The organism is Bacillus sp. FAU20 (genome assembly GCF_056033865.1).
The window spans coordinates 1-12,534 of record NZ_JBVYHY010000027.1; the positions used below are offsets into that span (position 1 = coordinate 1).

A 12,534-nucleotide genomic window follows, 5' to 3' on the forward strand; every position below is an offset into this window, starting at 1 on the left:
TTAAACGGTTTAAATCCACAGCAACAAAAAGCAGTACAAACAACGAATGGACCACTTCTACTAATGGCAGGTGCAGGTAGTGGTAAGACACGTGTGTTAACACATCGTATTGCGTATTTACTTGGTGAAAAAGGTGTAGCACCATGGAATGTACTAGCTATTACCTTCACAAATAAAGCAGCTCGTGAAATGCGTGAGCGTATTGATACACTTGTGGGACCAGAAGCAGAAGATATTTGGATTTCGACGTTCCACTCTATGTGTGTACGTATTTTACGACGCGATATCGATCGTATTGGTATTAATCGTAACTTTACAATCTTAGATTCAGGTGATCAGCTAACTGTAGTCAAAAAAATTATGAAAGAGCGCAATGTTGATCCGAAGAAATTTGAGCCGCGCTCTATTTTAGCGGGTATTAGTAATGCGAAAAATGAACTGTTATCTGCGGATAAATATGCAAAAAAAATTACAATGGCTGATCCATACGAAAAATTAACGAGCGATGTATACACAGAGTATCAAAAACGTCTTTTGAAAAATAATTCATTAGACTTTGATGATTTAATTATGACGACGATTCAGCTATTTGAACGTGTTCCAGAAGTATTAGAGTTTTATCAGCGTAAGTTCCAATATATTCATGTTGATGAGTATCAAGATACGAACAAAGCACAATATCTTCTTGTTAAACATTTGGCAGCGCGTTTTAAAAATCTTTGCGTTGTAGGTGACTCTGACCAGTCTATTTATCGCTGGCGTGGTGCAGATATTTCTAACATTTTGTCATTCGAAAAAGACTATGAGAATGCACAAGTAATTTTATTAGAACAAAACTATCGTTCGTCACAAAATATTTTAAATGCAGCGAATGCCGTTATTGAAAAAAATACGAATCGTAAGCCGAAGAAATTATGGACAGACAATCAAGTTGGAAGTAAAATCTCGTATTATCGTGCCGCAACTGAAAAGGACGAAGCGTATTTTGTTGCAAAAAAAATTCGCGACGATATTCAAATGGGGAAACGAAAATATACTGATTTTGCAGTGCTATATCGTACGAATGCTCAGTCTCGTATGGTCGAGGAGATTTTCCTTAAATCTAACATTCCGTACAAAATTGTGGGGGGTACGAAGTTCTACGATCGTAAAGAGATTAAAGATATTTTGGCGTACTTACGTTTAATCGGTAATCCAGATGATGAAATTAGTTTTGCACGTATTATTAACATGCCAAAGCGTGGTATTGGTGCGACTTCTATTGATAAAATTATTAATTATGGTGTGCAAAACGGAATTTCATTAACTGCTGTATTTGATGAGATTGAGCATGTTGGAGTAAGTGCAAAAATTACAAAGGCAGTAAAAGAATTCGCGAATTTATTAAATAACTGGGTAAATATGCAAGAGTATTTATCTGTTACAGAATTAGTAGAAGAAGTTATTGAAAAAACAGGCTATCGCGATATGTTGAAAAATGAACGTTCTTTAGAAGCGGAAGGTCGTTTAGAAAACTTAGACGAGTTCTTATCTGTTACGCAAACATTTGAATCTCAAAGCGAAGATAAGAGCCTTGTTGCATTCTTAACAGATTTAGCACTTGTTGCTGATATTGATCGTGTAGATGAAGACCCAACTGCTGGTGAAGAAGTTATTTTAATGACGATGCACTCAGCGAAAGGATTAGAGTTCCCGGTTGTCTTTATTGTTGGCTTAGAGGAAGGGATATTCCCGCATACTCGTTCTCTTATGGAAGAGGATGAAATGCAAGAAGAACGTCGTCTTGCTTATGTAGGTATTACTCGTGCAGAAGAAGAGCTATATTTATCTAATGCGCAAATGCGTACTTTATTTGGTAGAACAAGTATGAACGCTGCGTCTCGCTTCATTACAGAAATCCCGACAGAACTAGTGGAATCATTAAATGAAACAGCGCCGAAGCGTGAAAATTCGTTTGGTGCAAAAGGCAGAACAGCAAGTAGCGGCAAAACGACAATCACAACGACAACACGCTCTCGTTCAGCTTTCGCGCGCCCTGCAGCTAAGACGACAGGCGGTGAGCAAATTGGCTGGGCAGTAGGCGATAAAGCTTCCCACCAAAAATGGGGAATCGGTACAGTTGTAAGTGTAAAAGGTGAAGGTGATGCAAAAGAATTAGATATTGCGTTCCCAAGCCCGATTGGTGTTAAACGTTTGTTAGCAAAATTTGCACCTGTGACGAAACAATAGAAAGGAATGAGGATATGTCAAAAGAGATAGCAAAAAAACGTATAGAAGAATTACGTGATTTGTTAAATACATTTAACTATCAATATCACGTATTAGACAATCCTTCTGTTTCTGATGCGGAATATGACCGTAATATGCAGGAGCTTATAAAATTAGAAGCAGAGAACCCAGAGTTTATGAGTGAAGATTCTCCCTCCGTTCGCGTTGGGGGAACTGTTCTTGATATATTTGAAAAAGTAACACATAAGTCACCAATGTTAAGTTTAGGAAATGCATTTAACGAAGGAGATTTACGTGATTTCGACAGAAGAGTACGTCAAGGAATTGATGGTGCGAATGTAAGATATATATGTGAATTAAAAATTGACGGGCTTGCCGTTTCGCTTCATTATGAAAAAGGACGCTTCATTCAAGGGGCAACACGTGGTGATGGTGTAACGGGTGAAGATATTACTCAAAATTTAAAAACGATTAAAGCTATCCCACTTCGTTTAAATGAAGAAGTAACGTTAGAAGCACGAGGCGAAGCTTATATGCCGAAGCGTTCATTCGTTAAACTAAATGAAGAAAAAGAGCAAAATGGAGAAGATGTATTTGCGAATCCGCGTAATGCAGCAGCAGGTTCAATACGTCAACTTGATCCGAAAATTGCAGCGAAGCGTAACTTATCTATGTTTGTGTATGGTCTTGCGAATGTAGAAGAAAAAACAATTTCATCACATAGTGAATCGCTGGATTTCTTAGGTGAACTTGGATTTAAGACAAATCCAAATCGCCGTACATGTGAAACAATTGAAGAAGTTATAGCTTATGTAGAAGAATGGCAAGAAAAACGTCCGCATCTTGATTATGAGATTGATGGAATCGTTATAAAAGTAGATGATGTTGCTCTTCAAGAAAGTCTAGGAACTACAGCGAAGAGTCCAAGGTGGGCGATTGCTTATAAATTTCCGGCTGAAGAAGTTGTAACGAGATTAACAGGCATTGAATTAAGTGTTGGCCGAACAGGGGTTGTAACACCGACTGCAGAACTAGAGCCAGTGAGAGTTGCTGGTACGATTGTTCGTCGTGCTTCTTTACATAACGAAGATTTAATTCGCGAAAAAGACATTCGAATTGGTGACTACGTTGTTGTGAAGAAGGCTGGAGATATTATTCCTGAAGTTGTGAACGTTATTTTTGATAAGCGTACTGGTGAGGAAGAAGAATACCGCATGCCAACTCATTGTCCAGCATGTGAGAGTGAACTTGTTCGTTTAGAAGAAGAAGTAGCACTTCGTTGTATAAATCCAACTTGTCCTGCTCAAATTCGAGAAGGGTTAATCCATTTCGTTTCAAGAAATGCAATGAATATTGATGGACTTGGAGAACGTGTTATTACACAACTCTTTGATGCTGATTACATTCGTACATTTGCTGATTTATATGCATTGACGAAAGAGCAATTATTACAGTTAGAACGTTTTGGTGAAAAATCAGCAACAAACTTAATACAAGCAATTGAAAATTCTAAAGAAAACTCGTTAGAGCGATTATTATTTGGTCTTGGAATTCGCCACGTTGGAGCGAAAGCAGCACGTACATTTGCAGAGCACTTTGAAACGATGGATGAGCTTGTAAAAGCAACGGAAGAAGAACTAAAAGCAATTAATGAAATTGGCGAAAAAATGGCTCAATCTGTTGTGACATATTTTGATAATGAAGATGTATTAGAGTTATTACAGCAGTTTAAAGAGTATGGCGTGAATATGACATACAAAGGTATAAAAATTGCAGATTTACAAAATGTTGAATCTTACTTCGCAGGAAAAACGGTTGTTTTAACAGGTAAGCTAGAAGTTATGGGACGAAGTGAAGCGAAGAAGAAGATTGAGGCATTAGGTGGAAAAGTAACAGGAAGTGTTAGTAAGAGTACGGATTTGGTTGTTGCAGGTGAAGCAGCTGGTTCGAAATTAGCACAAGCGGAGAAACATAATGTTGAGGTTTGGAATGAAGAGAGGTTCTTACAAGAGCTAAATAAGTAAGAGGTGCAAACTTACCATGAAAAAAATAGCATTAGCGGTATTAAGCCTTGGCCTACTTGTAAGTGGGTGTAGTGCAGGTGCCGACAAAGATGAAAAAGTGGCTGGGAAATCGGGGAAAGCAAAAGAACAATCAGTTGTTCCAAAATACGCTATTTCGGATGAATATTATAAGACGACTATTCCATTTGATGGTGGAAAGGCACGTGGTTTAGTGGTGCAAGGGTTAAATAGTCGCCTTGATATAGATGAATTTGAAACAGGATTAATGCGAATTGCAAAAGAATCATTTAGTACGAAAGATAATTTTTTAAAAGGCGGAAAAGCTCTAGATACTCAAACTATACAGATGCTTGTTAAAAGAAAACGTACAGATGCTGAACAAAAGGAACTAGAGGAAAAATTAAAAAAAGATGCAGTTAAATTTCCTAATATAGGATTAAATCCTGCCTTAGGAACAGGATCCGAATCACTAGAAGTGAAAAATAAAAAAAATCCAATATATATTTCAAATATTTTAGAGCATGATTATTATGTGAAAAAAGGCGATAACGACGAGGAACGTGTTGGTATGGTAGTTGGATTAGCGATGAATTCTGTTCAATATTTTAACGAAGAGCATGGTTACCCACGTGAAGCTGCAATCCCAGATGAAAAGATGTTAGCTGAAGGGAAAAAAATGGCGCAAGAAATTTTGAAAGTCATACATCAAAAAGAACCTGAAACAAAAAATATTCCGATAACATTTGCGATTTATCGCCAAGCTCCAAAGTCTTCGCTCGTGCCAGGTAATTTTGTTTCTTATGCAAATGTCGAAAAAGGTAGTGAAACGGTTGAAGATTGGAAACAAATTAATGAAAAATATTATTTGTTCCCATCAGAGCAAGCGAAAACAGATAATAAACGTGAAGATCTTGCAAGAGTATCCAACTTTAAGGCAAAACTAAGCGATTATTTCCAAGGAGACTATACAGCTGTTATTGGTACTGGTATGTATAGAGATGATGAATTAAGAGAAATGAAGCTTGATATTCCTGTCCAGTTTAATGGAAAAGCTGAAATAGTTGGTTTTACACAATATGTGGCAGGGCTTGTTATGGAATACTTCCCGAATTATATGAAAGTACAAGTAACGATTAAATCTGTAGAACGCCCAGAAGCTATTATTATACGTGAAGCAAAAAAAGATGAACCACTTGTGAAAATTTTAGATTAAATATGAAGGCTGTTCCTCTATGGAACAGCTTTTTTTCTTATGTAATTTTGTTATAATTTAAAATGTTGTAAAAAATAGGGGGAAGGGGTAAAGCTCATGGACGAATTAAGTTTTCAAGTCATTATTTTATTAATTGCATTCGGTTTTTTAGCAGCTTTTATTGATTCCGTTGTTGGAGGAGGAGGGTTAATTTCGCTTCCTGCACTTATGTTTGTTGGCCTATCGCCAGCTTCGGCAATTGCAACGAATAAATTAGCGGCAACAATGGGGACATTTACGAGTGCGATGTATTTCATTCGATCAGGAAAAGTTGATTTTAAAATTGTAGGAAAGTTAATCCCGTTAACTATTGTTGGAGCTGTGGCAGGCGCTTTAGTAGTAAAATTTATTCCATCGGATATTTTACGCCCAATAGTACTTGTAATGTTGGTATTTATTGCTATTTATATTATTGCAAAAAAGAATTGGGGAAGTGTGTCTACCTATAAGAAGATGACGCAAAGAAAAACATTAATATTTTTCTTTGTTATTTTAATGATAGGATTTTATGATGGATTTTTTGGATCAGGGACAGGGTCGTTTTTAATTTTTGCATTTTTATTAATTGGCTTGGATTTTATTCAAGCAGCAGCATCTGGAAAACTTTTGAATTTTGTTAGTAATATTGTATCTTTAATTACTTTTTTATTTTTAGACATAATTCATTTTGAATACGGTATTATCATGGGATTATCAATGATCTTAGGTGCTTATTTTGGATCGAAGTTTGCGGTTCAAAAAGGTGTTGGATATGTGAGGACTTTATTTTTATTAGTTACCATATTATTGATTGGAAAAAATGTTTTGGAATATACTCATATTTTGTAGATTCATACCCATGTATGGATCTCTTTTTTTATTATATTTTAAAAATTTATTAATTTTTAAAATATAAGTCTAGGAATATTTGAATAAATCTAAATTATCGTGTAGAATAATGTTGTAAAATGTAAACGTTTTTCTAAGGGGAGGCTAAAAAGAATGGTAGTAGCATACAAACATGAGCCATTTACAGATTTTTCAGTGGAGGCTAACAAATTAGCGTTTGAAGAAGGTTTAAAGAAAGTAGAATCTTATCTTGGACAAGACTATCCATTAATTATTGGGGGAGAAAAAATCACTACAGAAGACAAAATTGTTTCTGTAAACCCTGCAAATAAAGAGGAACTTGTTGGTCGTGTTTCAAAAGCAAGCCGTGAGTTAGCTGAAAAAGCAATGCAAGTAGCGGATGAAACATTCCAAACTTGGAGAAAATCAAAGCCAGAAATGCGTGCAGACATTTTATTCCGTGCTGCAGCAATCGTTCGTCGCAGAAAACATGAATTCTCTGCTATTCTTGTAAAAGAAGCAGGTAAGCCATGGAATGAGGCAGATGCTGATACAGCAGAAGCAATCGACTTTATGGAATATTATGGTCGTCAAATGTTAAAATTAAAAGACGGTATTCCAGTAGAAAGCCGTCCAATTGAATATAATCGTTTCTCTTACATTCCATTAGGAGTAGGTGTTATCATTTCTCCTTGGAACTTCCCATTCGCAATTATGGCAGGTATGACAACAGCTGCTTTAGTTTCTGGTAACACAGTATTACTAAAACCAGCTAGTACAACTCCTGTAGTAGCAGCGAAATTTATGGAAGTATTGGAAGAAGCTGGATTACCAGCTGGCGTAGTAAACTTCGTTCCAGGTAACGGTTCTGAAGTTGGTGACTACTTAGTAGATCATCCTCGTACACGTTTCGTAAGCTTCACGGGATCTCGTGATGTAGGTATCCGTATCTATGAGCGTGCAGCGAAAGTAAACCCAGGACAAATTTGGTTAAAACGCGTTATCGCTGAAATGGGCGGTAAAGATACAATCGTTGTTGATAAAGAAGCAGATCTTGAATTAGCAGCTAAGTCTATCGTTGCATCAGCATTCGGATTCTCAGGACAAAAATGTTCTGCATGTTCTCGTGCAGTAATCCATGAAGATGTATACGATCACGTATTAAATCGTGCTGTTGAATTAACAAAAGAATTAACAGTTGCTAACCCAGCAGTATTAGGTACAAACATGGGTCCTGTTAATGACCAAGCTGCATTCGATAAAGTAATGAGCTATGTTGCAATTGGTAAAGAAGAAGGTAGAATCTTAGCAGGTGGCGAAGGAGACGATTCTAAAGGCTGGTTCATCCAACCAACAATCGTTGCCGACGTTGCAGAAGATGCTCGCTTAATGAAAGAAGAAATCTTCGGACCAGTAGTAGCATTCTGTAAAGCGAAAGACTTCGATCATGCACTTGCAATTGCAAATAATACAGAATACGGTTTAACAGGAGCAGTTATCTCTAACAACCGTGACCATATTGAAAAAGCACGTGAAGACTTCCACGTAGGTAACTTATACTTCAACCGTGGATGTACTGGTGCAATCGTAGGATACCAACCATTCGGTGGCTTTAACATGTCTGGTACAGACTCTAAAGCTGGTGGACCTGATTACTTAGCACTTCACATGCAAGCAAAAACTACTTCTGAAACTTTATAAGAAATAGTAGAGGAGCTCTTCACAGAATGTGAAGAGCTCCTTTTAAAATTGAAATCCTATATATTACTATCGTTCGAAAGGAATGAGCTAAAACCTATTAATAGCGGGATAAACATGTGAACAGAAATAAAATGATGAGAAAAGTTGACTTATTAGTCATTTTTTTTAGTATTCATTTTGAGAATTTCCTGTATAATACAATTTGAAAGAAAATCTATGGTTCGACAAGGAACACTCCTTTCGGTTTTGCTCACTGAAAGGAGTGTTTTTTTTATGTAGCTAAAAATTCTTTCGTGCTTATTACATTTGCATATACACCATTTAAACTAGCTAAAATTGTATTGTGAATATAAACAGCTGGTATAGTAGCGTTCTTAAAAGAAAGGTCTTTTGTAGCACAAGCATCATGTATAACGGTACATTGAAAGTCAAAATCGAATGCAGCCCTTACTGTAGCATCAATACACATATGAGTCATCATCCCGCATACAACGACATGTTCAATATCTAAACGTTTTAATTGCTCTAGAAGATTAGTTTCTCGGAAGCTATTTGGATAATGTTTGACTATAACTGTTTCTTCTCTAAGTGGACGTACGCTTTCGTGAATATGTACACCTTCTGTATTAGGTAGGAAAAAAGTAGCGTCATCTTTTATAGCTACGTGTTGGATATGAAAAATAGGTTCGTTGTTTGTTCTAAAGTGTTGTAATAACTGATTAGCATATTCGCTTGCTTCTACTGGATTACGCAATTCCATCTTTCCATTTGGAAAATAATCGTTTTGAATATCGACGAGTAAAAGAGCTGTTTTCATATATTTATCTTCCTCCGAGTTTCATATTCAAATAAATTTATTCAATTCGTAGAGAGGATTCTCCTGTTTAAAAATATGAGGAAAAAGAATTTTAAATAACCTTGAAAGTTACTATTTTCTCATGAATTTTCATCTGAAAATTTTAATAAAGGAATAATTAATATTTTTCTAAAAAATGTATTGACTCTTATTATTCTGAGTTCTATAATGAGAATTAATTAAACGACAATTAAATCGATACATTCTTATCCAGAGAGGTGGAGGGACTGGCCCTACGATACCTCAGCAACGGGTTTTTTTAATACCGTGCTAACTCCAGCAAGCCATATAAAGGCTTGGAAGATGAGAAGATGTGAACGAGTACATATAAGTGCTCTCCTTCTTATCTTTATGGTTGATAAGAAGGAGGGCACTTTTTATTTTACCTCGAAAGCTCTGCTTCAAGTTTTTACAGCATATAGGAGGGGAAAAAATGATCTCTTTTAACAATGTAAGTAAAGTGTATGAATCAGCTGGGCAATCTGTTCATGCGGTGGAGGATGTAACATTATCAGTTGAGAAAGGCGAAATTTTTGGCATTATTGGTTTTAGTGGCGCTGGAAAGAGTACGTTATTACGCTTAGTAAATATGTTAGAGAGACCGACGGCAGGAACGATTTCAATAGATGATAAAGATATTACATCATTATCCACGAAAGAATTACGTAAACTGAGACAAAGAATTGGAATGATTTTTCAAAGTTTTAATTTATTTAATTCAAGAACAGTATTTGGAAATATTGCTTATCCATTAAAGTTAGCGAAAGTACCAAAGAATGAGATAAAAGAAAGAGTAAATGAACTGCTGAAGTTTGTAGGGTTAGAAGATAAAGCAAACTATTACCCAGAGCAGCTATCAGGTGGACAAAAGCAGCGTGTGGGCATTGCTAGAGCACTTGCGACATCGCCAGATATTCTTATATGTGATGAGGCAACATCAGCCTTAGATCCAGAAACAACGACAGAAATTCTAAACTTATTAAAGAAAGTAAATAGAGAATACAATTTAACAATTCTTCTTATTACACATGAAATGCATGTTGTGAAAGAAATTTGTCACCGTGTAGCTGTAATGGAGAAAGGAAAAGTTATTGAAGAAGGAAAACTGTTTGATGTTTTCACGCAACCAAAAACAAAGACGACTCAAAACTTTGTACGTTCTGTCATTAATGATCATTTACCGGAAAGTGTTCTAGCGAAAATTCAAAATGGTGGTCAAATTTATCGTCTAACATTTACTGGTGAGGAGACAGGACAGCCGGTACTATCATATATCGCAAAAAACTATAACGTCGATGTAAATGTACTGTACGGAAATATTATTGAACTTCAAAATGTGCTATTTGGAAATCTTCTTGTAGAGTTGCAAGGTGAGCAGAGGGAAATTCAAAAAGCATTACAACATCTAAGACTGCAAGTGCAGCTGAAGGAGGTAGAAGCTCATGCGAGTTGATTGGAGTATATTTTGGCCGCGCATACTAGATGCGACGGGGGATACCCTCTTAATGGTAATTGTAACCCTTATATTCGCTACAATTCTTGGTATACCCCTAGGTTTACTATTATATGTAACGAGAAAAGGAAACTTTTTAGAAAATAAATGGGTCTTTTCTATTCTTAATATCATTATTAATACAATTCGTCCGGTTCCATTCATTATCTTTTTAGTAGCTTTAAGCCCACTAACAAGAAGTGTTATCGGAACGACGATTGGAACAGCAGCAGCAATCTTCCCAATGACGTTAGTTGCATCAATCGGCATTGCTAGAATGGTTGAAACAAATCTTGTTTCTGTTCCAAAGGGAGTCATTGAAGCAGCTCAAGCAATGGGGGCTTCGCCAATTAGAATTGTTTTTGAAATTCTTGTGCCAGAAGCGTTAGCGCCATTGATCTTAGGGGTTACATTTATGACAGTTGGTTTAATTGAATTTTCTGCAGTTGCTGGGCTTGTCGGTGGTGGCGGTCTTGGTGATTTAGCGATGACATATGGTTATCAACGTTTTGATACATCAGTTATGTTCGTAACGGTCGTTTTACTTATCATTCTTGTACAGGTAGCTCAAAATTTAGGAAACTACTTTGCGAAAGTCTTTTTACGCAGATCATAAAAAGGAAGAGGGTAAAAGAAAATGAAGAAAATTTTAGCATTTGCATTATCAGCGATTGTAGGAGTTTCAGCGTTAAGTGGCTGTTCAAGTGGAGACATAGGGGCAGGAGCTAAAGAAAAAGTAGTTCGCGTTGGTGTAACTGGAACGGATGGAGACGCTTGGGAAATTTTGAAGAGGAAAGCTGAAAAAGAAGGAATTAAAATTAAACTGGTTGAGTTCTCTGATTACACAACGCCAAATAAGGCGCTAGCTGATGGAGATATTGAACTAAACTCATTCCAGCATATTGCTTTCTTAGAGCAATTTAAAAAAGAGCATAAGTTAGATATTACAGCTGTTGGTACAACGCAAATTGCGCCAATGGGTTTATACTCTGAAAAATATAAGAAAGCAAATGAAATCCCAGATGGTTCAGAAATTGCAATTCCAAACGATCCAACGAACCAAGCACGGGCATTAAAACTTCTTGATGCAGCTGGATTATTAAAGCTTAAAAAAGACTTTGGTCTATTTGGAGATCCAAGTGGTATTGCTGAAAATCCGAAGAAATTAAAAATTACACCGGTTATCGCACAGCAAACACCTCGTGTGTTAAAAGATGTAGCGGCATCAGTTATTAATAACGGTGTTGCTGGTCAAGCTGGATTAGATCCAGCGAAGGATCCTATTTTCTTAGAAGATCCAAAGAATGAAAATGCGAAGCCTTATATTAATATTTTCGCAGCTCGTACGAAAGATAAAGATGATCCAACACTGAAAAAAGTAATTGAATTATACCATTCAAAAGAAGTAACAGATGCAATTAAGAAAGAAACAAATGATGGTTCCATTTCAGTAGATCTTTCACTTGAGGAGCTTGAAAAAATCGTAAAATAATCATTGGGTTTAATGGACTAACAGAAGGAACCCCTCCGCTGTTAGTTCGTTCAACATATAATCTACTTAACAAACAAAACAAACCATAATTCTGTACCTTCCAATTCTGTATAATATAGAATCCAATGTTTGTTAAGTAGAGTAATAGACCAGGAGTTTTCCTGGTCTTTTTTTATTACTGAAAGCAGCTAGCGAGTAGTAAGGTAATCCAAATTATAATGGGATAAGAAAATAAGCTGAAAAGGAGTGTAATTACGAATTGCTTTTGATGAATTAAGTGTTTTTTTGATAAAAAAAAGAAAATAGAAAAGAGAGTAATGAAAAATGCGGATATTACGCCGGGGTTATAGGAGCGATAAATGAAAAACAAAATAATATGTTGAACAGAGTTGAAGAAGATGGCCCCTTGTATAAAAATAATCCAGCATATAGAAGACAAGAAGTTAAGTTGATATAGAAAGACGATAAGTAATACAAAGATTGTTAATACGGAAATGGCAATGAAAAATTGTTGGCTAGTTATAAGACGGATTGAAAATTGATTAGCAAGGTATTGTGGCATTTGGAAAGCTTCTTCAAGGTTATGAATGAAAAATAATAAGGGAATAATCCAGAGTATAGTAGTGGAATGTTTTTTCATCAATTTACATCACTCCAATA

10 protein-coding genes and 1 riboswitch are annotated in these 12,534 nt (G+C 36.1%); of the genes, 8 read left to right on the forward strand and 2 right to left on the reverse strand.

Annotated elements, in window-relative coordinates:
* The 5 genes from pcrA to pruA all read left to right on the forward strand — a co-directional run.
* Nucleotides 1-2,229: DNA helicase PcrA (gene pcrA, locus AC0OM3_RS25760; RefSeq protein ID WP_474213221.1), on the forward strand; the 2,229-nt coding region annotated here is incomplete at its 5' end.
* Nucleotides 2,230-2,243: 14 nt separating this feature from the next.
* Nucleotides 2,244-4,253 (forward strand): NAD-dependent DNA ligase LigA, encoded by a 2,010-nt coding sequence (gene ligA / locus AC0OM3_RS25765; protein ID WP_000031452.1) that lies wholly within the window; start codon nucleotides 2,244-2,246, stop codon nucleotides 4,251-4,253.
* Between the two features lie 16 nt (nucleotides 4,254-4,269).
* Complete coding sequence (locus AC0OM3_RS25770; RefSeq protein ID WP_000717032.1) at nucleotides 4,270-5,466, forward strand: CamS family sex pheromone protein; 1,197 nt, start codon at nucleotides 4,270-4,272, stop codon at nucleotides 5,464-5,466.
* A 96-nt stretch (nucleotides 5,467-5,562) separates the two neighbouring features.
* Entirely contained in the window at nucleotides 5,563-6,333 is a 771-nt protein-coding gene (locus AC0OM3_RS25775; RefSeq protein WP_474213222.1) for a TSUP family transporter, read from the forward strand.
* A gap of 153 nt (nucleotides 6,334-6,486) precedes the next feature.
* On the forward strand, nucleotides 6,487-8,034 hold the full coding sequence (pruA, locus tag AC0OM3_RS25780; protein ID WP_000259554.1) for an L-glutamate gamma-semialdehyde dehydrogenase: 1,548 nt from the start codon (nucleotides 6,487-6,489) through the stop codon (nucleotides 8,032-8,034).
* 271 nt (nucleotides 8,035-8,305) lie between these two features.
* On the opposite strand, the gene AC0OM3_RS25785 is transcribed toward pruA, so the two are convergent.
* Nucleotides 8,306-8,851 (reverse strand): cysteine hydrolase family protein, encoded by a 546-nt coding sequence (locus AC0OM3_RS25785; RefSeq protein ID WP_000844905.1) that lies wholly within the window; start codon nucleotides 8,849-8,851, stop codon nucleotides 8,306-8,308.
* Nucleotides 8,852-9,093: 242 nt separating this feature from the next.
* Nucleotides 9,094-9,200, forward strand: a riboswitch (SAM riboswitch).
* 123 nt (nucleotides 9,201-9,323) lie between these two features.
* Between AC0OM3_RS25785 and AC0OM3_RS25790 the strand changes: the two genes are divergently transcribed.
* Genes AC0OM3_RS25790 through AC0OM3_RS25800 form a run of 3 tightly spaced genes read left to right on the forward strand, consistent with a single transcriptional unit; the run spans nucleotide 9,324 to nucleotide 11,874 of the window.
* On the forward strand, nucleotides 9,324-10,343 hold the full coding sequence (locus AC0OM3_RS25790) for a methionine ABC transporter ATP-binding protein (RefSeq protein ID WP_000622969.1): 1,020 nt from the start codon (nucleotides 9,324-9,326) through the stop codon (nucleotides 10,341-10,343).
* On the forward strand, nucleotides 10,333-10,998 hold the full coding sequence (locus tag AC0OM3_RS25795; protein WP_001261868.1) for a methionine ABC transporter permease: 666 nt from the start codon (nucleotides 10,333-10,335) through the stop codon (nucleotides 10,996-10,998). Before AC0OM3_RS25790 ends, AC0OM3_RS25795 begins: the two co-directional genes overlap by 11 nt.
* Nucleotides 10,999-11,019: 21 nt before the next feature.
* On the forward strand, nucleotides 11,020-11,874 hold the full coding sequence (locus AC0OM3_RS25800) for a MetQ/NlpA family ABC transporter substrate-binding protein (RefSeq protein WP_000721592.1): 855 nt from the start codon (nucleotides 11,020-11,022) through the stop codon (nucleotides 11,872-11,874).
* Between the two features lie 175 nt (nucleotides 11,875-12,049).
* On the opposite strand, the gene AC0OM3_RS25805 is transcribed toward AC0OM3_RS25800, so the two are convergent.
* Nucleotides 12,050-12,514 (reverse strand): HXXEE domain-containing protein, encoded by a 465-nt coding sequence (locus AC0OM3_RS25805; protein WP_002181829.1) that lies wholly within the window; start codon nucleotides 12,512-12,514, stop codon nucleotides 12,050-12,052.
* Nucleotides 12,515-12,534: the final 20 nt, after the last annotated feature.